At 60.3% G+C, this 21,908-nt stretch carries 24 protein-coding genes and 1 tRNA gene; 11 read left to right on the top strand and 14 right to left on the bottom strand.

Features of this window, described 5'->3' with window-relative positions:
• Positions 1–299 precede the first annotated feature (299 nt).
• Positions 300–620 carry a YbaB/EbfC family nucleoid-associated protein gene (locus tag ROV95_RS07630; RefSeq protein WP_019659509.1) on the bottom strand — a complete coding sequence of 107 codons (321 nt, stop codon included), beginning with the start codon at positions 618–620 and terminating at the stop codon, positions 300–302.
• Positions 621–626: 6 nt separating this feature from the next.
• On the bottom strand, positions 627–2,675 hold the full coding sequence (gene dnaX, locus ROV95_RS07625) for a DNA polymerase III subunit gamma/tau (RefSeq protein WP_312543769.1): 2,049 nt from the start codon (positions 2,673–2,675) through the stop codon (positions 627–629).
• Positions 2,676–2,818: 143 nt separating this feature from the next.
• Between dnaX and ROV95_RS07620 the strand changes: the two genes are divergently transcribed.
• The 3 genes from ROV95_RS07620 (at position 2,819) to ROV95_RS07610 (ending at position 5,321) form a co-directional block, all read left to right on the top strand.
• Positions 2,819–2,911: transfer RNA gene (locus tag ROV95_RS07620), tRNA-Ser, on the top strand.
• An 86-nt stretch (positions 2,912–2,997) separates the two neighbouring features.
• A complete protein-coding gene (locus ROV95_RS07615; protein ID WP_065183778.1) occupies positions 2,998–4,530 on the top strand; it encodes a DUF6538 domain-containing protein in 1,533 nt (510 codons plus the stop codon).
• Entirely contained in the window at positions 4,527–5,321 is a 795-nt protein-coding gene (locus ROV95_RS07610) for an NYN domain-containing protein (protein ID WP_065183777.1), read from the top strand. The genes ROV95_RS07615 and ROV95_RS07610 overlap by 4 nt, the downstream gene beginning before the upstream one ends.
• Positions 5,322–5,808: 487 nt before the next feature.
• On the opposite strand, the gene ROV95_RS07605 is transcribed toward ROV95_RS07610, so the two are convergent.
• Positions 5,809–7,350, bottom strand: a complete 1,542-nt coding sequence (locus tag ROV95_RS07605) for a MobA/MobL family protein (RefSeq protein ID WP_081284570.1) — start codon at positions 7,348–7,350, stop codon at positions 5,809–5,811.
• Between the two features lie 505 nt (positions 7,351–7,855).
• On the opposite strand from ROV95_RS07605, the gene ROV95_RS07600 reads away from it, so the two are divergent.
• Positions 7,856–8,992, top strand: coding sequence for an adenine-specific methyltransferase EcoRI family protein (locus ROV95_RS07600; protein WP_081284569.1), 1,137 nt, complete (start codon positions 7,856–7,858; stop codon positions 8,990–8,992).
• On the top strand, positions 8,992–10,098 hold the full coding sequence (locus tag ROV95_RS07595) for a DUF262 domain-containing protein (protein WP_065183775.1): 1,107 nt from the start codon (positions 8,992–8,994) through the stop codon (positions 10,096–10,098). The genes ROV95_RS07600 and ROV95_RS07595 overlap by 1 nt, the downstream gene beginning before the upstream one ends.
• Before the next feature lie 63 nt (positions 10,099–10,161).
• On the opposite strand, the gene ROV95_RS07590 is transcribed toward ROV95_RS07595, so the two are convergent.
• From ROV95_RS07590 to ROV95_RS07565, 6 genes are all read right to left on the bottom strand, one after another.
• Positions 10,162–10,626: a hypothetical protein gene (locus ROV95_RS07590; RefSeq protein WP_231110313.1), complete on the bottom strand. Its 465-nt coding sequence runs from the start codon at positions 10,624–10,626 to the stop codon at positions 10,162–10,164.
• Positions 10,619–11,080 carry a hypothetical protein gene (locus ROV95_RS07585; RefSeq protein ID WP_081284568.1) on the bottom strand — a complete coding sequence of 154 codons (462 nt, stop codon included), beginning with the start codon at positions 11,078–11,080 and terminating at the stop codon, positions 10,619–10,621. The genes ROV95_RS07590 and ROV95_RS07585 overlap by 8 nt, the downstream gene beginning before the upstream one ends.
• A 98-nt stretch (positions 11,081–11,178) precedes the next feature.
• On the bottom strand, positions 11,179–11,409 hold the full coding sequence (locus ROV95_RS07580; protein ID WP_134971706.1) for a hypothetical protein: 231 nt from the start codon (positions 11,407–11,409) through the stop codon (positions 11,179–11,181).
• A gap of 51 nt (positions 11,410–11,460) precedes the next feature.
• Complete coding sequence (locus tag ROV95_RS07575; RefSeq protein ID WP_065183773.1) at positions 11,461–12,534, bottom strand: Shedu anti-phage system protein SduA domain-containing protein; 1,074 nt, start codon at positions 12,532–12,534, stop codon at positions 11,461–11,463.
• 37 nt (positions 12,535–12,571) lie between these two features.
• A complete protein-coding gene (locus tag ROV95_RS07570; RefSeq protein WP_197579770.1) occupies positions 12,572–13,306 on the bottom strand; it encodes a hypothetical protein in 735 nt (244 codons plus the stop codon).
• A 61-nt stretch (positions 13,307–13,367) separates the two neighbouring features.
• Entirely contained in the window at positions 13,368–13,514 is a 147-nt protein-coding gene (locus tag ROV95_RS07565) for a hypothetical protein (RefSeq protein WP_158230178.1), read from the bottom strand.
• Positions 13,515–13,868: 354 nt separating this feature from the next.
• Here ROV95_RS07565 and ROV95_RS07560 point away from each other — a divergent pair, with 354 nt between their 5' ends.
• Positions 13,869–15,260 carry a site-specific integrase gene (locus tag ROV95_RS07560; RefSeq protein WP_065183771.1) on the top strand — a complete coding sequence of 464 codons (1,392 nt, stop codon included), beginning with the start codon at positions 13,869–13,871 and terminating at the stop codon, positions 15,258–15,260.
• A gap of 240 nt (positions 15,261–15,500) precedes the next feature.
• Here the strand turns inward: ROV95_RS07560 and ROV95_RS07555 are convergent, their stop codons facing one another.
• Both ROV95_RS07555 and ROV95_RS07550 read right to left on the bottom strand, forming a co-directional pair.
• Positions 15,501–16,043 carry a hypothetical protein gene (locus ROV95_RS07555; RefSeq protein WP_065183770.1) on the bottom strand — a complete coding sequence of 181 codons (543 nt, stop codon included), beginning with the start codon at positions 16,041–16,043 and terminating at the stop codon, positions 15,501–15,503.
• Between the two features lie 234 nt (positions 16,044–16,277).
• The gene (locus ROV95_RS07550) at positions 16,278–16,622 is read right to left on the bottom strand and encodes a helix-turn-helix transcriptional regulator (RefSeq protein ID WP_065183769.1); all 345 of its coding nucleotides are present in this window, start codon (positions 16,620–16,622) and stop codon (positions 16,278–16,280) included.
• A 111-nt stretch (positions 16,623–16,733) separates the two neighbouring features.
• Between ROV95_RS07550 and ROV95_RS07545 the strand changes: the two genes are divergently transcribed.
• The 4 genes from ROV95_RS07545 (at position 16,734) to ROV95_RS07530 (ending at position 18,857) form a co-directional block, all read left to right on the top strand.
• Positions 16,734–17,507 (top strand): hypothetical protein, encoded by a 774-nt coding sequence (locus ROV95_RS07545; RefSeq protein WP_065183768.1) that lies wholly within the window; start codon positions 16,734–16,736, stop codon positions 17,505–17,507.
• A 67-nt stretch (positions 17,508–17,574) separates the two neighbouring features.
• The gene (locus ROV95_RS07540) at positions 17,575–17,889 is read left to right on the top strand and encodes a hypothetical protein (RefSeq protein ID WP_065183767.1); all 315 of its coding nucleotides are present in this window, start codon (positions 17,575–17,577) and stop codon (positions 17,887–17,889) included.
• Between the two features lie 2 nt (positions 17,890–17,891).
• Positions 17,892–18,236, top strand: coding sequence for a hypothetical protein (locus ROV95_RS07535; RefSeq protein ID WP_065183766.1), 345 nt, complete (start codon positions 17,892–17,894; stop codon positions 18,234–18,236).
• Between the two features lie 171 nt (positions 18,237–18,407).
• Positions 18,408–18,857, top strand: a complete 450-nt coding sequence (locus tag ROV95_RS07530) for a hypothetical protein (protein WP_065183780.1) — start codon at positions 18,408–18,410, stop codon at positions 18,855–18,857.
• 85 nt (positions 18,858–18,942) lie between these two features.
• Here ROV95_RS07530 and ROV95_RS07525 read toward each other — a convergent pair whose 3' ends face one another.
• From ROV95_RS07525 to ROV95_RS07515, 3 genes are all read right to left on the bottom strand, one after another.
• Positions 18,943–19,926, bottom strand: coding sequence for a hypothetical protein (locus ROV95_RS07525; RefSeq protein WP_065183765.1), 984 nt, complete (start codon positions 19,924–19,926; stop codon positions 18,943–18,945).
• On the bottom strand, positions 19,923–20,132 hold the full coding sequence (locus ROV95_RS07520; RefSeq protein ID WP_065183764.1) for a hypothetical protein: 210 nt from the start codon (positions 20,130–20,132) through the stop codon (positions 19,923–19,925). Before ROV95_RS07520 ends, ROV95_RS07525 begins: the two co-directional genes overlap by 4 nt.
• Before the next feature lie 578 nt (positions 20,133–20,710).
• Positions 20,711–21,085 carry a DUF3592 domain-containing protein gene (locus ROV95_RS07515; RefSeq protein WP_021204514.1) on the bottom strand — a complete coding sequence of 125 codons (375 nt, stop codon included), beginning with the start codon at positions 21,083–21,085 and terminating at the stop codon, positions 20,711–20,713.
• A gap of 352 nt (positions 21,086–21,437) precedes the next feature.
• On the opposite strand from ROV95_RS07515, the gene ROV95_RS07510 reads away from it, so the two are divergent.
• The gene (locus ROV95_RS07510; protein WP_312543763.1) at positions 21,438–21,881 is read left to right on the top strand and encodes a GNAT family N-acetyltransferase; all 444 of its coding nucleotides are present in this window, start codon (positions 21,438–21,440) and stop codon (positions 21,879–21,881) included.
• Positions 21,882–21,908 lie beyond the last annotated feature (27 nt).

The raw sequence follows: 21,908 nt of genomic DNA, 5'->3' as shown, positions 1-21,908 counted from the left end.
GGGGGGGGGGGGGGGGGGGGGGGGGGGGGGGGGGGGGGGGGGGGGGGGGGGGGGGGGGGGGGGCGGGGGGGGGGGGGGGGGGGGGGGGGGGGGGGGGGGGGGGGGGGGGGGGGGGGGGGGGGGGGGGGGGGGGGGGGGGGGGGGGGGGGGGGGGGGGGGGGGGGGGGGGGGGGGGGGGGGGCGGGGTGGGGGTGGTGTGTGTGGGCGCGACTCCTCCTCTTGGGGGGGGGGCGGCCCCCCCCCGGGGGGGGGGGGGGGGGGGCGCGCGCCCCCCCCCCCCCCCCCCCCCCCGCCAAGAATCAGAACGGCAGCTTCATGCCCGGCGGCAACTGCATGCCAGCGGTGGCCGAACCCATCTTCGACTTCGACTCGGCATCGATCTTGTTCGAAGCATCGTTGAAGGCGGCGGCGATCAGGTCTTCCAGCATCTCCGGGTCGCTGGTCAGCGACGGGTCGATGCGCACCTTGCGGCATTCCTTGGCGCCGGTCAGGGTCACGCTGACCATGCCGCCACCGGCACTGCCGGTCACTTCGATCCTTGCGATTTCTTCCTGGGCCTTCTGCAGGTTCTCCTGCATCTTCTGGGCCTGCTGCATCAGTTGGGCGATGTTGCCGCGCATAGTCTCTTACTCGTCAAAAGAACGGATGGAATCGGAAACAACCCGGGCACCGTGCTGTTGGATCAGCACCTGCACCTCCGGATCGTCCATGAAAACAGCCTCTGCCACCTGCTGCCGCTCACTACGCTGGCGGTCGGCACGCTGATGCAGGGTCTCGGCCGGAGCGTGCTCGATCTCCACGGTCTCGACCACGATCTTCGGGGCCTGGCCAAGGGCTTTCTCCAGCATCTCGCCCAGGGCGGCCAGCGCACGCTCAGAGCGCAGGTACTCAAATCCGGGCGAAAGGCCCAGTTTCAAGGTCCCGTGCTGGCAACTGATGAAGGCAGCGTTGGCCGCCAGCTGCCGCGACGGGCCGCTGAGGCCGCTGTTGGCCACCAGATCCAGCCAGTCCTCGGCCGTGGCCAGGTCGCTGACACCTTCCAGCGGCGCGGTCCCCTGCACTGGCGCGGGCTCGGCCGGCGCGATGGCAATGCCTTCAGTGCGGAACGGGCGCTCGGGCGGTGCAGACTCGCTGGGAGCCACGACGGGAGCCGGGGGCTCATGCCAGGGCGCGACCATGGCGGCGTCTGGCCCCGCCATCTCGGCCGCCAGCGCCTCGTCACGCGCCTCGGTTTCGTCGGTGGCCCACGGCGGCAGGTCGTCGCCCGCTTCCGCTTCAGCAGCCGGTGGAGCGGCCTCGGCCTTCATCGGCGGCGGCTGCACAGGCTCTTCCACCGGAACCGGCTCGGGCTCCGGCGTCGGGTCCGGTTCGGGTTGCGGGGCCGGCTCGGGTTCGGGTTCAGGTTCGCGCGGCGCGGCCTGCACCGGAGCGGCCACCTGCGCCACCACGGCCGGGCTTGCCGAAGCGGCGGCAGTCGCCGGCATCGCTTCTTGGGTACCCGCCCCAGTGCCACCACCGGCAGCATTGCCACCCGGCGCATTGCCTGCACCATCCACCGACTTCGGTACCGGCGGGACTGCTACGGCCGGGCGGAATGCCAGCATCCGCAGCACGGCCATTTCGAAACCTGCGCGCGGGCTCGGCGCCAACGGCAGGTCGCGGCGGCCATTCAGGGCCATCTGGTACCAGAGCTGCACCACTTCCGGGCGCAGGCGCTCGGCGAATGCGACGGCGTCCAGGCCTTCGGCAGCGGCCGCACCCGGTACCAGCTGCTGCACCTGGATGCGGTGCAGGCCTTCGGCCAGCGCTTCCAGCACGCCACTCCAGTCCGGTGAGAATTCGGCCAGCGCGGCCACCACCTGCAGCAGGCGCGGCCCATCGCCCTCGGCCAGCGCATCGAGCATCGCCGCCACCTGGGTGCGATCGACCGTGCCCAGCATGGTGCGCACCACGTCCTCGCGCAGCGCGCCGCCGGCATAGGCGATCGCCTGGTCCAGCAGCGACAGGCCGTCGCGCAGGCTGCCGTCAGCGGCCTTGGCCAGCTGTACGATGGCACTGCCGTCTGCCTCGATCTCTTCTGCCGCCAGGATGCGCGTCATCTGGCCCTGGATCTGATCCTCGTCCAGGCGCTTGAGGTTGAACTGCAGGCAGCGGCTGAGCACGGTGACCGGCAGCTTCTGCGGGTCGGTGGTGGCCAGCAGGAACTTCACGTGCTCCGGCGGTTCTTCCAGCGTCTTCAGCAGCGCATTGAACGCCGCCTTGGACAGCATGTGCACTTCGTCGATCAGGTAGACCTTGTACTTGCCGCGCGACGGCATGTACTGCGCGTTCTCGATCACCTCGCGCACGTCATCCACGCCGGTGTTGGACGCGGCATCGATTTCCAGCAGGTCGATGTAGCGGCCGGCGTCGATGTCCAGGCAGGCCGCGCACTGGCCGCACGGGTCGGCGCTGGTGCCCTGCTCGCAGTTCAGCGACTTGGCGAAGATGCGCGCGATGGTGGTCTTGCCCACGCCGCGGGTACCGGTGAACAGGAACGCGTGGTGGACACGGCCGCTGTCCAACGCGTTGCTGAGCGCACGGACCACGTGTTCCTGGCCCACCAGCTCGGCAAAACGCTTCGGACGCCACTTGCGGGCAAGGACGAGGTAGGACATCAGGCCACCGTTTTCCATCGGATGTTCCATTGTGCCATGCCTGTCCAGCCCCCTCGCCAACAATGCGCCCGGATGCGTCCGTGATCTGGGCGCTTGTGTCCGGCCGCGCCGCCCGCTAGAATCTGCGCCCCTGCTGAGGCGTTTGCCGGTGGCAGGGATCCGGAGAGGTGTCCGAGTGGTTGAAGGAGCACGCCTGGAAAGTGTGTAAGCGTCTAAACCGCGCTTCGGGGGTTCGAATCCCCCTCTCTCCGCCAGTTCTCGCAAACCCCTGTTTACGCAGGGGTTTTTGCTTTTCTGGATGGACTGCTGGGAAAGACGCAATCCGGGACACATCGCCCCTATGCGCATCCCCCATCATCTGGTTCGAGCCCGCTCTGGGCTTTGGTCATTCCGGCAACGGGTTCCTACGGACCTTCAGGCCCTCGTCGGCAAACGCATCCTGAAGCGCACGCTGCGCACCTTCGAGCTGTCCGTGGCCCAACTGCGCGCCCTGACACTGGCCGCACGTTATGCTCAGGCCTTCAGCGTGTTGAGGGAACGACGCATGGGAACCCAGGACGAGGACATCGAGACGCTTCTTGCGCGCCTCACCAGCTCCGACAGCCTCCAGCAGCTGACGTTGAACCGAACGCGCACCGCCGACGGTGTCGTCACCGAGCACTGGCAGATCGACACTCCGGAGGACGTGAAGCTTTATCAGCAGATCATGGAGCTGTCTGCCTCACGGCCCAGCGAACTTGGGGAGCTGATTCGTCAGGGCGTCCCGCCGATGCCGGAGGCGCGCCGGGTGACCAAGCCCGCCATTGAGACCATCACCTTGGGCAAGGCCAAGGAGGCGTGGCTGGCGAGCATCAAGGGCAGCACCCTGCCCAAGACTTGGACCATCAAACGAACGGCGGTAGAGCTGCTGACTCGCTTCCTGGGCGAGAAGGCCAAACTCCATACGCTCACTCGGTCCGACCTGGCCCGGTGGTATCAGCACATGAGGGACGAAGGGGCATCCACCCCCACCCTGACCAACAAGCAAAGCTATGTGGGCGGGAGAGGAGGATTTTTCGAGTGGGCGATCGCCTCGGGCCATTACCCGAAGGGCGACAACCCGGCCTCCGGGCATGTGAGCTACTCAACGCGGGAGAAGCGGGCCCGGCGCAAGTTCGGCTTCAAGGCTTATGACACCCATCAAGTCCAGGCCCTGTTTGCGCCGGCGGCCTTCGAGGCCCTGCCCCTGCCCGCTCGCTGGGCGGCCCTGTTGGGGCTCTACACGGGGGCCCGGGCCTCCGAAGTCGGGCAGTTGATGGTCAGCAACATCTCGGAAGAAAGCGGAGTGCCTTGCATCCATATCACCGACGAAGGCGAACATCAGCGGGTGAAAACCGACGTAAGCGTCCGCACCGTGCCCGTCCACCCCGACTTGGCGGCGCTGGGCTTCCTCGAGTGGGTCGAGAGCATGCGGGCCGAGGGCCATACTCGCTTATTCCCTGGAGCCAAGGCCGAGGCCAAGAACGGCCAGGGCAACTGGGTGTCGAAGGCCTTCAGCCGTTACTTGGCCGAGGTGGGCAAGAACTGGCCCACTGCGAAGCGGGGCTTCCACTCCCTTCGGAAAACCCTGATTCAAGAGCTCCAGGGCTTGGGAGTGGTTTCCGAGCTGCGGGCTCAGATCGTAGGTCACGAGCTGGACGATGAGCACCACGCCACCTACAGCCGCGATTTCACGGCCAAAGAGAAGTTGGAAGGGCTGGGGGCTCATTCACCCGGCCTTCGGACCCTGACCTATGGGCTCGACCTTTCCGCCTTGCGCCCCCTGGTTGATCCGAACCTGTTGCCTGAGGGCAGCCTTCCAACCAACCGCCGCAAAGCAAGGAGCAATGCGTGAGCATCCATCCGATCGACACACGGGTCGCTGTCCTTCTCGATTGCGACAACGTTCCACCCGAAATCGTGGACCATGCCCTCCTCATGGCCGCTCAGTTCGGGCGGGTTGTCGTCCGCCGCGGCTACGGAAACCACGCCACGCTGGCCAAGCGCTGGCAGGAGACCTTGGTCCGACAAGCATTCACCCCATGCCTCCAATATCAATACGCGGCAGGGAAAAACACCGCTGACATGGCACTGGCTTTGGACGCCTTAGAAGCAATGTTCGATCAGCGGGCTGACACGTTTTGCTTGGTCACGAGCGACTCGGATTTCGCTTACCTGTGCCGAAAGCTCCGGGAGCGAGGAGCGACGGTCTGCATCGTGGGGGAGGAAAAAACGCCTGAGGCATTGCGCAATGCCTGCGACCAGTTCTTCGAGTGGAAGCCTTCGGAGCAGAAACCCGAAGCGGAAGAGCAGGCCTCGGGCTTGAAAGGACAGGCGCAAGGAAAGACCGAAACCCCCAAGCCATTGCCCAAGCGACGCCCCCGTTTCTTGGTCGATGCAGTGGCCCTTCTCGCCGACGGCAGCACAGATGGGAGGGTCATCGTCAGCGCGCTTGGCAACTATTTAAAGCGAACAGATCCGTCGTTCTCGCCAAACGCTTATGGGCACTCCGGCCTGCTTAACATGGTCAAGACGTATGACCTGCTCGTTGCTTCGCAAGCGCCGGGAGGCCACTGGCTGGTCAAGCTCGCACCGGAACAGAGCCCTGCGGCTCAGGCTTCAATCGCAGCAGCGTCTGACGCCTAAGGCGAAAAATCCAGATAGAAAAACTGTGACGCACTGCGTCATCGCGCGCTTGCGCAATCCCGACTGAGTGGTTCGATGTGAAGACCTTTCACTACATGACTGACCAATGCCCGCAAACGTCGAACTTCGTATCGCCAGCCAACTTCTTCAAGTTCTGGTGCCTCAAAACAACACTCGCGACGCCGCTGAGCGAGAGGTGGATGTCCAGCATGCGCTGGATATAGCGAAAATACTGTTGCGCCGCTTCGCCGCGAGCCCACAAGGCCAAGCAGCTCAGTCACTTACCCACTCGCCTCCAAGTAGCGGCGCATCCCGAGCCGCAACCGTCGACCGCAACCAAGTGCCGCAAACCTTCCCATCCCCCGATGCTTGGCGTGCATCTCGCGGCCTTCCGCCAGTGAAGCCACTCCCAAATCGGACAACGCCCGTGGGACCAGGGCCCCGTTGAGCAATAGCCCCGCTTTCGCGGGGCTTGTCTTTTATGGGATCAGTGGAAGGTCGGCCCACGGGGAGCCGGCGGACGAGGAGCGGGCGCATCGGGGGACAAGGGCTGATGAGCCGCTGGCTTCAGAGCTTGGCGCTGTGGCGGAGAAGGCATTGCCTCAAGGGCATCAGCCTTCTTGGCGATGTCCGCGTCGATCAAGCCAATCTCTTGCTCCGATGCCCGCTCCTGCGCCAACTTCAACTCGGCCGTGCGCGTCTCAAGCACCGAAAGCCGCCGCCCTCGGCGCTGGGTCCATTCCGGACGCGAGTAACCGCTTGAACCCATCGGATAGTCGGCATTGAACCGCTCCCACTCTTGCTCGGCCATATGCCGCAACCTGGTTGCACTCTTTAGGTTCAAGAGCCTGCGAGCCCGGCTAATGATGAGGCACTTCAGGGCACGGACTTGAAGCACAGCCATGATGATCCACTGCCGGAGTTCGACGCTCTCCCCTTGAGCTGAAAGCAGCCGCTGCGCCCAACCCAACCCAGCACGAGTCTTTTCCATGGCCAAGTCTGCCCTCGCCCTGGAAATCTCCTCAACGTCGCGCAAGGCGTCCATAATCCTCTCAGCAAGGCTAACGGGTGCCCCATGGTCGGGTAGTCCGTGAGACGAAAGGAGCACATGCTGCAGGCGAACACCGGAGACCCCCTTCATTTCCATACCCGCGGGCAGGCCGGCCGTATCGCTGTTGAGCACCCGCCCACGGCGCGACCCAGACTCCTCCCCAGCGGGTGGCACGGGCTTGCCCTCCAACCCGGCCTTGAGCACCAAGTAGTCATAGTGCTCCTGATTGTCTTCCAAAATCTGGTCGTTCGTCCTCGCCCTAGTGGTATCCACGCCTTTCCCAGCCAGAGCGGTCGCCCGCTTACCGAGGTGTTGGGTCGGCTCCCGGGAGAGCGCCGCTGCCGCCAAATCATCCCCACGCTCCATTGCCGATCTGGCCTGTTCAGCCAGACTGCGGTGGTCGATGGTGCTGGTAAAGCCGGCCGCCTCCAGGTGGGCGTTCGTCGTCGTAGCGACCATCTCCCGAATCCACTGAACCTCTACTTTTCCAGACGGCCCGACATCTAGCTCGCGGGTTTTGTCGCCAAAGCCCTCAGGCCCAATGCGACGAGTAGTCGCCAGGATGTGGACATGGTGGTTGAGGCCATCCGGCGTGCTCGGGCAATGGATGCTGGCTTGGACAGCGAATCCGTAACGCCCGACCAACGCGTCGGCGAGCACGAATGCCAGATGGGCGCGCTGTTCTTCGGAAAGCTCATGGGGCAAGGAGATCTCGAACTCCCTCGCCACGGTCGAGTCTTTCCGCCGCTCCGCAGCCTCCGCGACAGCCCAGAGCTCCCGGGGGTCCAAGGCCCACTCGGGAGCGTCTGGCGGGGCGAGGCAGAAGCTTTCGACGACACCGCTGCGGCGGCGGTAGTCGTGCTGCTGTCCGGTGAGCAAGTCCGCGAGCAGTAGCCCGCCCCGGTAGGCAGCAGCAGCAACGGCGGACTGCCCCCGGCTGCGGCTAAAAGTCTTGATCGCGGTATGGAAGATGGCCATAAAAACTCCTGTGAAGACAGGAGTCTTTATGGCTCAGCTTTTGCTTTTGGCAAGCCTCCAAGAGGCTTGGGGTTCCAGGGGCGCAGCCCTTGGCGCACGCATCCGTCAGGATGCCTAAGTGCGCTCTTGCCTTACCGCAATGCCATGTCAAGATCGCAGCGGGAAAGCGCTCTTTACCACGCAAGCCACCTCGGCCTAGACGCGCTCTAGAAGAGCCCACAGCAAATCCAAACAGCAGGGCCAGCAAAGTGAATAGCTGGCGTAGGTTCCTGACAGAGAGCTGCGTGAATCTACCTGCGGTCCCACGCTACTTCAAGGTCTCTTCCTCGAGCCGCCGATATACATGCGTGAGCGCTCTCTGTCCCTGACGGACGCTCAACAAGACCTCTTGCCATTTCTCAAACCACCTGTAATTTGGTACCAGAATACTTGAGTCCGCACCCCTCATTCAGGCTTTGTTCAGCTATCCGCCATTACGGCGCTGCATCGACAATCAGAGACATCAATGAAAGTGAAAATAGTTAAAGAGAAACCTGACGTGAAAGGCGCCAGCAATCACACGCTAGGTCAAGCGAAGTCAGCTAAGCAGGATGAGTTCTATACTCAACTTGATGACATCGAAAAAGAGTTAAAGAACTACAAGCCCCAGCTTCACGGCAAGACCGTGTTCTGCAACTGCGACGACCCGTTTGAGAGCAACTTCTTTAAGTATTTTGCACTGAACTTCAATATCCTCGGCTTGAAGAAGCTAATCGCGACAAGCTATTCAAAGTCTCCGATCACGGGCAAGCAGCTTCCACTGCTGGACATCGAAGGATTGAAACCCGAAGGCAAAGATCCCTACGCGGTGATTATCAGTGAGGTCCCAGACCACAGAAATCGTGGCGCAACAGACATTACCGATGTAGAGTATCTTCTAAAGCGCAAAGCAAATGTTGCCCATACCTTGGCCGGAGACGAAAACTACGCAGCCGGAGATTTCCGTAGCAGCGAGTGCGTCGCGTTATTGAAAGAGGCGGATGTCGTAATAACAAATCCGCCATTCTCATTGTTCCGCCAGTTTGTGTCTCAACTTGTTGAACACAAGAAAAAATACTTGATTATTGGTAATGTGAATGCGATCACATATAAGGAAATTTTCGATCTCATCCAAAAGGATGAGCTATGGCTTGGCAAGAGTATCCATAGCGGGGACCGAGAGTTCCGCGTCCCCGATCATTACCCACTTGAGGCCGCCGGCACCCGCGTGGATCAAGACGGGAGGAAGTACATCCGCGTAAAAGGAGTTCGATGGTTCACTAACATGGACTTCGAGAGCCGACACGAAGACATTCCGCTCTATAAGAGATATTCAGCCCAGGATTATCCAAAGTATTACAACTACGATGCAATCGATGTAAGCAAAACTGCTGAGATACCTTGCGACTATGATGGCCCCATGGGGGTTCCCATAACCTTCTTGGATAAGTACAACCCGACGCAGTTTGAGATTCTTGGATCCAGCCGCACGCTTGGCACTCCAATGTCGCAACTCGCCGAAAAAGGATCATATTCACCAGGCGGCCCTCGGTTTTATCTTCCCGAAGCCAAAGGGAAGTTCCGAAGAATGTATGATCGGCTTGTAATCAAAAGAAGGACCTAATGAAGATAAAGCTTACGAACATTCCAGTCTCCGAACTCACTAAAGGGTATAAGGACAATGCTGAACTTGGTGTGCGTGGGTATGACGGGAAGCTAAACATCCGCCCCGCTTACCAGCGCGAATTCATCTATAAGGAGAAGCAGCGCAACGAAGTCATTAAGACGGTGATGCGAGGCTTCCCGCTCAACACGATGTATTGGGCGGTTTCTGACGATGGCTACGAGCTAATGGATGGACAGCAGCGGACTATAAGTATCTGCCAATATGTTCACGGCGATTTTTCCGTTGTAGTCGACGGCAACCCCATGTCCTTCGGAAACCTAACCTCCGATAAGAAGAAAAACATTTTGGATTACGATCTCTCCATATATATATGTGAAGGATCAGATAGCGATAAGCTGGATTGGTTCAAAACAATCAATATCGCCGGAGAGAAGCTAACGCAACAAGAACTTCGGAACGCCATATATTCTGGACCATGGCTTACGGATGCTAAACGCTGGTTCTCGAAGAGTGGGGCGCCAGCCGTCCAAGAAGGCCGAGAAAAGCTCGTAAACGGCTCGCCTATTCGACAAGAAATACTCGAGACCGCACTAGACTGGCGCTCACAAGGCGACATCGAAACTTACATGAGCACCTATCAGCACAGCAAAGATGCTCAAGATTTATGGCAATACTGGCAGTCTGTATTCGCATGGGTTAAACGCATTTTCCCTAATCAGGAAAGCGCACGTGCCCGCCTCATGAAGGGACTTCCCTGGGGATATTTCTATAATGCCCATAAAGACGAGACATTTAATGCCCAGGATCTCGAAGAACGGATTTCCGCTCTAATCGAGGATGATGAAGTTGATAACAAGAAGGGAATTTACGAGTATCTCCTGACCGGTCAAGAAAGGACGTTAAGCCTACGATCTTTCGATGAAAAAACCAGGCAGAAGAAGTATGCGGAACAGCAAGGCAAGTGCCCCATCTGCAAAAAGCAGTTCTCAATAGAGGAAATGGAGGCCGACCATATCCTCCCATGGCACAGCGGCGGAAAAACGAATATCGACAACTGCCAGTTGCTTTGCAAGAAAGACAACCGGACTAAGAGCGGCAAATAGAAGATACTGCCTTGGATGGGTGAGCCATCCAAGGCCTCCGATAGTTCGTGTGGTCCACGGACTTTACTTTGCGCCTCCCAGCAACCGAGGGATCTGTGTCATCCACCCCGACTCCGAATAACCGGCAGACGCCCTAAGACCGCTGCCGCCCTGGCGAACCGTCAACGAAGCCAGCTCTTCTTGGGACTGGAAAAAGAACGGCCCATTTACGCCCATCACGAAGTGGTCCCCTTGAAGGGCATCACAGTGAGAACAATGGTTGGCCCAATAGTTGCTGCCGGCAGTCCGCGACCGTCCGATGCGAAGGAGTGGCGCGGACTGGACGACGAACGTCTGCACTGCGGCGTCCAAGGATTCGACATATTGCAGGACAGCAGCATCAGCCACCTCCAGTTCGCCCTCCTCATCGAACTCTGTGAGGCGAGCCACCCAGATGGCAGTGACCAAGGTTCCTGAGCCACATTTCCAACAAGCCATGGAAGCTTGGAGCAAAGCAAAGCTAGGCGCTTTGAGGTTGAAGTCAGTCACGGCCAGAATCCAGATAGTCTCCACGGTCCCAAGATCGGTAGCGCCAAGGGAGGACATCCTCCAAGGCCGTTATCCGCGGCTCTGGCATCAGTGATAGCGCACGTGCGCCCGAAAGCAAGCGCTCGATGCGGTCGTTGGGAACGAATAGCCATGGCTGAAGCGTCCAATCAAGGGGGATACCACCGTCCCGGGCCAACGCCTCCTTTAATCCAAGCCAATGCTGGTCCCAGCTCTTCAGGCGGTTCAACAATGCAGGCAAGCGGACCGCATAAGAGATTTCGCAAAGGTAAGCCGCTCGGTCACGAACACTCACAGCCACCGCGTCGCAATACCAGTGAGGCCCACTGGTATCAGGATTGCTGCCAGGGTTCAGTTGGATGCAGCACTGCGCATTGATGAACAACCGCCGGTCTGCCCGGAGAAAGTCCAGCACTACGTTCTCGAAATGATCCATCTCTCTCCCCCTAAGCCCGTGGCAGAGCGCCCCCTTTGATACGAGAACGGCGGGCTGCCTTCAGGGCAGCCACATCCCGTTCTTCCCCTCCGGGCAGCCTAGGTTCTCCGCTGGACCACAAAGACCAGCCCGGCGCTCTTCAGCCTGCGCCGCAGGTCTTCCACTTCTTCCAGACCCGGCTTGTTAGCAAACTCCAAGCGAATATCCGCGTCCTCCAGTCCTGGAATAGTCAAATATTCCTCGAACGAGATGTATGGAGTCGAGCCCAACTCCGAGCTTCCCTCGCATACTTTTAGATGAGGGGTATCTTTGTAGACTGCAACGCTCATCTCGACGTCCTTCGTGGCGGGTTGGGAAATCTCTTTATACCTGGTCATGGCCTACCAGGGAATGTCGTCGTCGGGTTCGACGGCCTCGACCGCCGCAGCTTCAAGGCCCGCCGTCGGCACCATCATCTCTATCAACCGCTCACCCTGAGCCAGGAGGTGGTCGTAAGTGATGACCGTGATTCCATGCATACGCCGATTGAGGCCGTGAAGTGCTCGCTGCTGCTCATCCGTCCAGTCATGAGAGCGTCCAATGACGATTGTGGCCCTGGGGTGGTAAGCCACTACCTCTTTGTGGTCAACCAATCCCTTGTCTGCGAAGTCATGAAGCATATCCAGGTAACGGTGGCACTGGCCAATGGCCTTCGATACGTCCGCAGAGAAGTAGTAGTTCTTGTGCGCCCTGTCATACAGCAGCACATCCATGTCCGGCCGCTTCAGCTCGACGATGTCTCGATACCCAGCAATCACGCTAGGCAACATCAAGTCGATGTTGTCTCCTGTGGTGATTGCCCTCACCTCGTCCCTGACCACGTAGGCGTTCCCAAAGGCCCAGCAGTGCCTTTCGCACCAAGATTGGTAGACCTGCTCAGCCGACTCACCACGGCCCAAGGTGGACCGTAGCTCAGCAACCGCTGAGCGCATCTCATTGAGCCGAATGGATCCCCGAAGCGCCTCGGTCAACTCATGTGTCAGCTCAGTGCTGGCCAAGTGCTTGACGAGCTCTGCTTGCGACAACACCTTGGTCAGCGCGCCGACCAAGGATTGCGGGTCATGCCCGGTGAGGTCGACGGTGCCGTTCGCCGCCCTGATGAGAATGAACTCCCCTGCTTCAGATTGCTGGGCCAAAGGCAGGTGAGTCTGAAGGTATTTGAACAGCTTGAGCGTGGAGGTCTCGGTCAAGGTGATGGTCTTGATCGGATCCTCCTCCCAGGGCGAGGCTTTGGTCTTCTTGAAACCCTCGAGCTTTATAGAGAACTCGGTGTGGTTAGTGTGAGGAATCAGCCACCCGACCACGTGCAGCTTGGTCCTCGTGTTCTCGTTGAGGACAACGACAGGGACATAGTCCAACTTGCCACTCTGAGCAGTTTTGCGGACCACTTTTGACACTTCGGCTGATTCGCTCATGCACTAGTCCTCGACCCAAAAGCCACTCTTACCACTCTCAGGGCTGGCACCGCAGGGATGCCAGGAAACGCAGTGCTCCGGCCCTGTCCTGCCACGTGTCCACATTCCAAGAGGGATGATAGACCCAGGTCATGAGCGCTGAGCCCCCGACATAATCCAGCGACCACACATCTCGGTTTTCAAGGTATCGCCTTTTGCTGTCGCCACGGTTCACCTGCTCCGCCACAAATGGAGGAATGCCTCCCTCGCGGCGGCCATGCCGAAGGAACCGCCAAGTGGTCCCGCCCAGGACGAGGACAATAGTTGGCCTAAGAACAGGCAATATCTCCCCGACCAGCACGTCACCACCCTTCCTCAGCGCCTCATTGCGGGGGCGGTGATTGGCCTGGGAGCCGGCGAAGGCTTGAGACAGGTTGGCGAAGGCTACTCGCCGCCATGCGTCCGCAGCTTCCAGCGGTTGGAAGTCTTGTCGCCCGGTGAGCACCAGGTCCAGCGCCCTGAAGAAGGGACTATCCTCGCGTTCCCGGACCGGCTCTGCCATCCCCCGGAAAGTATTTCGAGTGAAGGACCGGGTCACATCAAGCGAATCGGCCACCCCCTCCTTCCGGTAGTGCGACTCCCCCAACAGCAGGATCCGCTGCCCGTTCATGCCATCCCAGTAAAGGTCACCGCAATACGGGAGGAATCGAACTTCATCGGTCCACTCGTGCTTGTTCAGATGTGGTGTTGACTCACCGCTGGATGACGATCGAAGCGACGCAATCCCTGTCATCTTGGCTCCCTTGCCCTGTGGTGCGATAGAAGCCGGCACCGACTGGTGCCGGCCCTTGAAACTACTTCTTGCCCTTCTTGCCCTTGTCCGGGGCCTGGCTCAGGGCAGAGCCGGCCGCCGTCTTGGATTTACTGCCGGTTCGATCGTCACGCAAAACTGCACTTGCGGCCTTCGCCGCCTTCGGGCTCGTCTGCTCGTTCTTCGCCATAACGTCTCTCCTAGCCACTATATGTGGCTAGCCGGATGATAGGAAAAACACTGGTTACGGCTCATCAATATTTTCGCCCGTTTATCTTGCATTCATCATTCAAAAGATGAATCGTTAGCTTAGTTCAGTTAAACAGTACCAAAATGACTCCGAGGTTTCCCTCCCCCTCAACGCCCAAGTCATTGATATATAAAGATCCAACCTTGGAAAAGACACCGGTACAAACTTGGCGCTTCGTTGAATCCGCCCTTGACCGTGGCAACGCTTACGGCATTCAAGTCGCCGACGATTTTGTATTGACCATTTTTTGAGCTGTCTTATTGGTACTTCCATCGTTCCGATGGAAGCCAAGCAATGCCCTCCCCCGCTTTAGAACACCTCCACCAATATCTCCTACACCCCATGGGCACCCTCCAGCTCAAGGGCGTCCAGATGGGCAACCTTCGTATCGAAGAGCTGAACATCACCGGACGTGAGGCAGCCATCCACGCCCAGGAAATGCTGGACCGAGCCGATGACCGCCAGCGTCGCAGTCGTCGAGCCAATGGATGCACCCAGTATCCCGCCCCGCTGCCCATTGCCTCCGCCCCTCGCCTGCTGTCTGTCGAGATCGCCGACTACGTGAGGTCCAGAGACGACCGTAATCTGGCCAAGGACACAACCGGATCTACGCTCCGCACCCTCAACTTGCTTAAGCTGACCTGCGGCGACATCCCCGTTTCGCGCATCGACCATGCCCATATTTATCGTCTGTGGGAGTTGCTCCGGTGGGCTCCCCCGTTGCTTCTCTCCGACCCCAAGTATCGCGACTACACGTATGACCAGGCCGTCGCGCTCGGCAAGGAGCTGGCCGTTCCTCCCCTGGCCCCCAAGACATTGGAAAAGCATCGGCGTTTCCTGTCGACCTTCTTCAAGGGCCTAGTCGAAGCCAACGCGATCCCAGCGTCCCCCATGGCCGGCTTCAAGAAGTTCAAAGACGATCTGGCGGTAGACGCCGACAAAGCAGAGAGGCTCTTTGACGAAGCGGACCTCCAAAAGATCTTCGCGCCTGAGAACTTCATTCCGTGGGCGAAGTGTCATCCCCACCGGTGGTGGATGCCCATGATCGGCCTATACACCGGCGCGAGGATCAACGAGGTTGCGCAACTGAAAGTGGCCGACATCGTGCACGACGCCGGCATCTGGTGGATACGCATCCGGGTCACGATCGACCCAGACCTGGCACACAAGAGTCGAGGAAGAAGTCGCCAACGCCTAAAAGGCAAGTCGGCCGTCCGGGATGTGCCGATCGCGCAGCCGCTCATCGACGCCGGCTTCCTAGACTACGTCGAAGACATACGCCAGTGCGGACACCCGCGCCTGTTCCCCCACCTTTCCGCCGGCGTGAACCGTGAGACAGGCGACTCGAACGCACGTTACAGCCAAGCCGCGCTCAACCAGTTCAGCACTTACATGAAACGCTTAGGCTTCAAAAAAGGCGTCGGCTTCCACGCGTTCCGCCATACGCTAGCAACCGAGCTTCACCACCAGGACATCCCAGACGAGGTCATTGCCCTCATCACTGGTCACTCAGCTAACAAAAGGGTCGCTGTCCTGCACGAGGCGTATTTCCACAAGAAACCGGCATACGCTCAGAAGAAGAAGATTCGCACCATCAAGCGTTACCAGCCGAGCGTCGAACTGCCTAAGTATCAGCGGGGCCAGTTTGCCGATCAGCTGTCTGACCCAAGCAAGTTCTACCCATGAGCTTTGGGGTAGCCGAGCTAAAGCACCTCTGCGTGCCCGAATAGTAGTTCCGCCGTCTCTTCGATCCGCGTTGACTCTTCAGTCCAGTCTATGCCAAGCCCCCCCTTCTTAGGGGGGAGCTTCCTCTGACGAACTCTTAGCTTTAAGAAAAAGGCTTGGGCGCGGGAAGAATCATCGCGAATCGAAAGCCAAGGGCGGCCCCATCGACGACATGTTCACTGACACGTTTCAGGGGCACGCTTAGATTCGTCTCGGCAGCGACTTCAAGTATTCCTTCAGTGGCAACGAAGCGTTTAACTCGGCTTTGAAAGCCGCAGCGAAGCTCTCGAGCAAAGATTCATGGAGCGCGCGCACTTGCTCACCCTCTCCATTGCTCTCAAGGAAATCTAGAAGGATTCTAATCAGCTCCACCTCGCGCTCTCGCACGAATGCAGCATGCCTCTCGAAGGCGTCAGCATGCCACAGCAGCTCTGCTCCAAGCGCGCATGCCCTTGCGACGTCGATGGCCCTGCTTTTCCCCGTGCGAACAAGAGATTCCACCGTATCGCCCGAGACCAAGGACCGATCAAGGTGCCAACTGTCGCCTTGATGGCACTCGAACTGAGCTACGGCAGTCAACAGCACCCTTGCTGCCTCGCTTCCGATTGCCCAAACCCCACTTCCTAGTGCACCAGCCAGGATTGTCACTAAGTGCCCCTGGGAACTGTCCCCGAAAGGTGGGATAGGACTCGACTTGCCGTCAGCCTGGCTCTGGGCGTCTTCGTCCTTGTCTGCGTCGTGCATTTTTCGCCTCCTGGGTTTTCATAAAGCCAACCGGCTGCCGGCAAATCATCTACAGAAGCCGTTGGTCCATCCAGAAGGGTATCGACAACGGCTTCGAGAACTTTAGCCAAATCACCACGCCTGTATGAGAGCGCCTTGCATCGCCGCCATGAAAGGATTGATCGAATAGCGACTCGCTTTTCGGAGGCCCGCACTACAGGCAAGCCAGTGGCTACATAACGGAGCGAGGCTTTCTCAGCGCCCAATGTCCATTCTGGAGACCATGTCTTTAAGGCGCTGAAGCGCCTCCTTCTGCTTAGCGACCGGTAACTTCGACACGAGCAGAATGACTTCAGCCAGCGTATCCGAGGTGGCATGGAAATATGCCACCGGCAGACCCAATGCTTTAGCCAACGCCTGAGACGTCGCCGGGTCGGGGTCGTGTTGGCCCGTCTCGTATCGGCTCACCCGAGTCGCTCCCGAGACGGAGTCGACCATTCCAATCCGCTCCGCCAACTGGGCTTGCGTCCAGCCCTTGGCCACCCGCGCGCTGCGCAGGCGCTTGCCATAGACCGTCGCTGGCGTCTTGGGTTGCGGCATCCGGGTTCTTGCACCACAGCTGAACTTCTCCCAAGTCTGACGGTTGGAACCCGATTGCACATCTGCGATTATCGTAAATGCCGCCGGCGTGGCGGTCTACAGGGGCACCTAATGAAGGACACCACAAGGATGGCCGCCGCTCTGGCGGCCGCGCTGTCGCTGAGTAGCCAGATCGCATCAGCCCAGGAAGCCAACCAGTCCGCCCAGCAGGCGGAACAGCCCGGCTTCTTCCGGCAGTTGGGGAAGAGTCTGAAGGATGCCGGCGGCCAGATGATTGGGGTGAAGCCCACCGGGGCCACCGCAAGCCAAGCCCCTGGCAATCAGCCGATCTACACTCCGGTCACCGGGGCTGGAAAGATTCAGGGACTTTTCAAGGGCGACAACCACCAGCTCGCACAGCAGGGTCGGCTCGATTGGCCCCGGGTCGCTTTGACCTACCTTGAGTGGGGCACAACGCTGCCGTGTTGGACGGTCGAAGCTCGGATTTGGACCAGCCCCTCCGCGTCCACCACGGAGACCTTCCGGACCTGCGCAGATGCACCGGTGACGGTGACGGACGATCTTGGCGACACAGCAGAGTTCAACACCGCAGCCCTCTGGAAGGGACGCGACAATCTCAATGGCGTTCGGGTGCCGGCAAGTAAACCGAACACTGGGGCCGGCCGGTCCACAGGTCCCAACCCGCCCAGTCAGCCGTTTGTTGTCAACGTCAGCCGCCCGGGTGTTTCGGACAAGGCCGTTGATGTGGCGCTCCGGGTTGCCTGGGTCAGCGGCTTTATCCAGACAGCAGATCTCCACCCCGGCCCCTCGGGGATGCTGACCCCGTTCAAAGACGGCCGCATGTGGATCGCCGGTTTCAAACCGGAAGGCAACCGAGACCGCTAAGCCGTCTCTTTCTCTCCCCGTTCGGGGCGGCCCGCCGCCGCCCCTCCCTCGCAACCAAGGAATGACTATGAAAGCACCGAAGCTTGCCTTCGCCGGCTTGGCGACCGCTTTTGCACTGACTGCCTGCGGCGGACCGCCATCTGATCGCGATGCCGAGAAGGCGTTGGCGGCCCTTCTCACCCAGAGCGGGGCGGGCCAGATCACCAGCATCCACGACTTCAAGCTCGACGGGTGCATGGAAGCCCAGGACATGTCGGGCTATCGCTGCGACACGGCCGGGAAAGTGTCCATCGATATCGGTGGGCGTCAGGTCCCTATCCCGGTTAGCAAAAACCTGCGCTACGTCAAAGAGGACGGGACTTGGAAGGCCTACGCCAAATGAGCATGCCCCCTCCCCCTCTGCTTGACCAGCCGGTGACCGCACGGCGCAAGCTCATGACGCCCCGGAACCGGTTCTTCTGGTGGTATTTGGGTGCCCTGCTTCTTACTGGACCCTTTGGGTTCCTTGTCGGGCCGTTTATGGCCCGGCGAGGAACACGAAGGGTAGAACGCCTCTACCCGGCCGAAGCTCGAGTGGCTCAGGCGCGGGATAAGGGGTTCGCTTGGTGGCAGTGGTGGGCCATGACCATCCTCACCCTGATGGGCGCTGTCGGGGCCATGACCCTCATCAGTGGACTGCCGATGTTTCTGCTGGTCCTGTATTCAAAGCTGATGATTCCCCAGCCTTGATTGATACGCATGGTTAGGCATGCGATACCTTCAGCGTTGCTGCGGCGGCCCGGGCTAGCAGCCCGGGAGTTGTCTCGCGCCGAGCGGGATCGCTCAGTAAGATAGGGAAGGCTAACAATGCCTTCCTTCTCTCCAAACGCTAGAAAAGGGTTTTGTATGACGTTTTGGCGCATGCAGCTGCATCCTTCGGAAAGCGCACGAGCGGTCTGCCACACCACCCGATCGCTGGGCCTCGGGTATGTAGGATTGGACTTCGCGGAGCCGCCCGGAGATCTGACCGATGTGAAGCAACAAGACATCGACCAGAGCCAGCGAGACTACTGGGATTTCGCCCACTGCATGGATGTGGGAGACGTCATCTTGGTCGTTGCCCACCATTATCCCTGCGCCCTAGTCCGGGTCACAGGACCGTACAACTACATCAGAGCTCCAAAAGAAGAGCTAGGGGTGTGGTTTCGCCACTTCCGAAAGGTCGAAGTGCTGGGCTACTACGCGGATCTTGTCACCCACCCTGCAAAATGGGAGAAGACCACCATGACGGACACCATCTCCATCTTGAGGGATCCAGACAGCGCCTCTCACCAGCTCATTTCCAAATGGCTCGCTAAGGTGGACGATTAACAGCGCGTAGGCATTGCCGGCGACACTTGGGGCCCCTATTCTTCGCGTGCCATTCAGTGCCTCGAGGAAATCGAGCGCGCGGCGACTAAACGAAATGCACCTCATCAGTTTCTAGGGCAGTGGAGCCTACGTCCGCTCCAGGCTTCACCTGCCGTCGTCGCAGCCTCTCAGCCGCGATGCAGGACAGACCTGCCGCAATGACCATGCTCAGTCCACCAATGGTGGACTTCAAGCCCACGTAAGGCGAAAGAAGCAGGAAGATTGGCAGCCCTAAATAGAAGGCGTGCCGGGTATTGTCCACCGCTAAAGAAGAACGCTGAGGCACAAGCTCTTTCCTGTCGGCCATGGCCTGAGTGTGAGCCTCTGGCTGCTGGAACTGTTTGTAGAGCTCCAGATCGAACGCCTGCGCGGAGATGATCTGCTTCATCGACACAATGACTTGGAATATCTCCATGGTCGCGTCATCCGGCAGCTTGATGTCGTAGTAGGTAGTGAAGACGAGCTTCCCTTTCTCATCCCGGTAGCCTGACGCGACGGGAGTCATGCCTACCCACTCTTTCCCCACCCTCGGGCCCGTGAACTCGTCCAACAGGCCGACGTAAACCTTGCCGTTGTCCAAGGTCAACGCAACCAAGGTTCCATCCTCTTCGCACTTGATAGCAAGGCTCTCGATGGCGTCGATAGCGCCGTGACGCGAGGCAATCAACTGCGCGAGTGATCGGATTCGCACCAACGGATCGTTGAGCAGGATGGGAAGCGCGGCCCCAAGGGCTAGGCACCAGAGGGTAATCGCCAGATGCAGGGTCAGCCCTTCGGCCGACTGCTTATCGCTCATCTGAAGGGGCAACATTCCCTGGAGCTTGCCTAGATACAAGCTGTAGGTGGAATGCCGCGCCGCCAAAGCATGCAGCCCGGCACTGATGCCGAACAAGTAGACCGAGCAGAGAGCAGCGCCGAAATACTGGGGGTGCCCCGGATGGTGCAGTGCTTCAAATCGCGTGTATCGCCACTGCCGATAGAAATACCAGCCCGCAGCCAATAGAACGGCCAGCAGGGCTAGGCTCGTCATTTCGAGGAGCGGCCCTTGTCGGCGGCGACCTTGAGGTCACGGAGATCGCGTGCAGCATCAAGCTGGCGGTTCATCCTGCCAGATTTGAGAAGCCCGTCACGGTTAAGCACAAGGGCACCATCTCGGTTGACCTCGTAGAAGGTGTCCTTCTGCCCGCGCTTGGCGATGGTGAACTGGCTAAAGAAGTGCTTCATGCCGCTGATCATATGGCCTCCAGCGCCCAATGCAAGATAGGCGCATTCAGCTTGACGGGATCCTCGATCAAGACAGCCCCTGCCCGTGTTCCAACTGCGTCCCGCGATCTCCAGGGGAAATCGTTGGACCTGCACACTGCGCAGTCTTGGGCGGCTATGATGGGCGGGACACAACACAGGACACACGTCCGGTTTGCGATCTGCGAGCAGTCAGGGAGAGAGGTCTCCGGATCAGTACCTCCCCCTCTCTCCGCCAGACAAACGCAAAAGGGCCGCCCACAGGGTGGCCCTTTTGCGTTTGTCTGGCGGATGGGATGGGTAGTGAGAAGCCCCGCCGGGGTTCGACGGTTCTGCAGGAGCAGAACCGGACAGCCGCAGGCTGGTCCCGGGGCGCAACGCGCATCGGGATCGGGTGCAGGGATGCACCCGACAATCCCCCTCTCTCCGCCAGATAAATGAAGAAGCCGCCCAGTGGGCGGCTTTTTCATTTGACTGTCGGGAACCGCCGCAGGCACTACCGGACTGAACAGGCCCTGCCGCCGTGGCCGGTCCAACGGCCCGCCCGCCGACGGCGCGCGATCGGCCGCGAGTCATCTGCGCCGGAGCAGTCCCCGCACGCAGGCGCCGACGAACGCCAGCCCCAGCAGCACCCACACGACCGTCATTCCCCACAACGCACCGAACGTATCCAGGACCGGCTCCAGCCGCAGTCGCGCCGGGTCGTACAGCACGCGTACCGGCTGCCCAGGCTCATAGCCGAAAATCATGCCGCCCTGCGGGTACGAGATGCGTTGGCCGGTCGCGGTGGTGAACGCGACCTGCGGATGCGATCCGCCGGCGTTCAGGCGCTCGACCTGGCCATCAACGGCCTGCGCGACCTCCAGGAACTCAAGACGATGCGTCACCTCGAGGGCGGCCACGGCAAGGCTCAACAGGCCCACCGCGCCAAACAGCAGACCGCGCATGAGCTGGGCAGTCCGGGAAAGAGAAGGGTCGGGCGTCACTGGGCAGCTCCGTTGCAGGCAGGAAGACGAATGGGGCCGGCGGATCCTGCCGCGCGGTCAGTCCCATGTGTCGAAAGCATAGCCCGGAAGCCGCCGCGCCCCGCTGCACGCCATCGCGGCCGCATGCGCCTCGCCATTGCCCGCGAACGACGCACCCGCCTGGTACAGGCGCCTGCGTCCCGAGCACGGTCATTCGAGTGGGGAAAAGTCACCTGGAAAAGGATCGGCATCGCTCCATGTACCCTGGAACGCTTAGCCCCCTCCCAACGTCTGGACGGTTGAAATGCAGCCGGGCAACTCCATGGCATTTCCCATGAACCTCCGCCTCTACCGCCCCGCCGACGCCAGCGCCTGCCTGTCGATGTTCGACAGCAACGTGCCCACCTATTTCGCGCCCGAAGAGCGCAGCGACTTTGAACGCTTCCTGCGCGAGCAGGCCATGGGCTGTGCATTCCAGGTGATCGAGCGCGATGGCAGCATCGTGGCCTGTGGCGGGCTGTCGCGACGCGGCGACGGCAGTGCCGGCTTCTGCTGGGGCATGGTGCAGCGCGCGCTGCACCGGCAGGGACTGGGCCGCGAACTGGCGCTGGCACGCCTGCGCCAGGCCGAAGCGGATCCGTCGATCAAGCGCATCACGCTCAGTACCAGCCAGCACACCCAGGGCTTCTATGCCGGGCTGGGCTTCCAGGTGACGCGGATCGTGTCCAATGGCCACGGCGCCGGGATCGACGCCGTGGAGATGGAGCGGAGGGTCTAGCCCTCCGCCCCGCCCGGGATCCACGCA

Source organism: Stenotrophomonas maltophilia group sp. msm1, from assembly GCF_032025805.1.
Classification (GTDB): domain Bacteria; phylum Pseudomonadota; class Gammaproteobacteria; order Xanthomonadales; family Xanthomonadaceae; genus Stenotrophomonas; species Stenotrophomonas hibiscicola.
The sequence above is the reverse complement of the archived record's forward strand: the minus strand, read 5'-3'. Positions and strand labels throughout refer to the sequence as shown.

Bases quoted from the DNA above. Each gene is read 5' to 3' on its own strand.
- ROV95_RS07615 (WP_065183778.1), top strand. From the start codon at position 2,998: ATGCGCATCCCCCATCATCTGGTTCGAGCCCGCTCTGGGCTTTGGTCA.
- ROV95_RS07560 (WP_065183771.1), top strand. From the start codon at position 13,869: ATGCCCTCCCCCGCTTTAGAACACCTCCACCAATATCTCCTACACCCC.
- ROV95_RS07540 (WP_065183767.1), top strand. From the start codon at position 17,575: ATGAAAGCACCGAAGCTTGCCTTCGCCGGCTTGGCGACCGCTTTTGCA.
- ROV95_RS07585 (WP_081284568.1), bottom strand. From the start codon at position 11,080: ATGGATCATTTCGAGAACGTAGTGCTGGACTTTCTCCGGGCAGACCGG.
- ROV95_RS07550 (WP_065183769.1), bottom strand. From the start codon at position 16,622: ATGCCGCAACCCAAGACGCCAGCGACGGTCTATGGCAAGCGCCTGCGC.
- ROV95_RS07530 (WP_065183780.1), top strand. From the start codon at position 18,408: ATGCAGCTGCATCCTTCGGAAAGCGCACGAGCGGTCTGCCACACCACC.
- ROV95_RS07520 (WP_065183764.1), bottom strand. From the start codon at position 20,132: ATGATCAGCGGCATGAAGCACTTCTTTAGCCAGTTCACCATCGCCAAG.
- ROV95_RS07595 (WP_065183775.1), top strand. From the start codon at position 8,992: ATGAAGATAAAGCTTACGAACATTCCAGTCTCCGAACTCACTAAAGGG.
- ROV95_RS07510 (WP_312543763.1), top strand. From the start codon at position 21,438: ATGAACCTCCGCCTCTACCGCCCCGCCGACGCCAGCGCCTGCCTGTCG.
- ROV95_RS07605 (WP_081284570.1), bottom strand. From the start codon at position 7,350: ATGGCCATCTTCCATACCGCGATCAAGACTTTTAGCCGCAGCCGGGGG.
- ROV95_RS07545 (WP_065183768.1), top strand. From the start codon at position 16,734: ATGAAGGACACCACAAGGATGGCCGCCGCTCTGGCGGCCGCGCTGTCG.
- dnaX (WP_312543769.1), bottom strand. From the start codon at position 2,675: ATGGAAAACGGTGGCCTGATGTCCTACCTCGTCCTTGCCCGCAAGTGG.
- ROV95_RS07600 (WP_081284569.1), top strand. From the start codon at position 7,856: ATGAAAGTGAAAATAGTTAAAGAGAAACCTGACGTGAAAGGCGCCAGC.
- ROV95_RS07555 (WP_065183770.1), bottom strand. From the start codon at position 16,043: ATGCACGACGCAGACAAGGACGAAGACGCCCAGAGCCAGGCTGACGGC.
- ROV95_RS07525 (WP_065183765.1), bottom strand. From the start codon at position 19,926: ATGACGAGCCTAGCCCTGCTGGCCGTTCTATTGGCTGCGGGCTGGTAT.
- ROV95_RS07630 (WP_019659509.1), bottom strand. From the start codon at position 620: ATGCGCGGCAACATCGCCCAACTGATGCAGCAGGCCCAGAAGATGCAG.
- ROV95_RS07570 (WP_197579770.1), bottom strand. From the start codon at position 13,306: ATGACAGGGATTGCGTCGCTTCGATCGTCATCCAGCGGTGAGTCAACA.
- ROV95_RS07565 (WP_158230178.1), bottom strand. From the start codon at position 13,514: ATGGCGAAGAACGAGCAGACGAGCCCGAAGGCGGCGAAGGCCGCAAGT.
- ROV95_RS07575 (WP_065183773.1), bottom strand. From the start codon at position 12,534: ATGAGCGAATCAGCCGAAGTGTCAAAAGTGGTCCGCAAAACTGCTCAG.
- ROV95_RS07515 (WP_021204514.1), bottom strand. From the start codon at position 21,085: ATGCGCGGTCTGCTGTTTGGCGCGGTGGGCCTGTTGAGCCTTGCCGTG.
- ROV95_RS07580 (WP_134971706.1), bottom strand. From the start codon at position 11,409: ATGAGCGTTGCAGTCTACAAAGATACCCCTCATCTAAAAGTATGCGAG.
- ROV95_RS07535 (WP_065183766.1), top strand. From the start codon at position 17,892: ATGCCCCCTCCCCCTCTGCTTGACCAGCCGGTGACCGCACGGCGCAAG.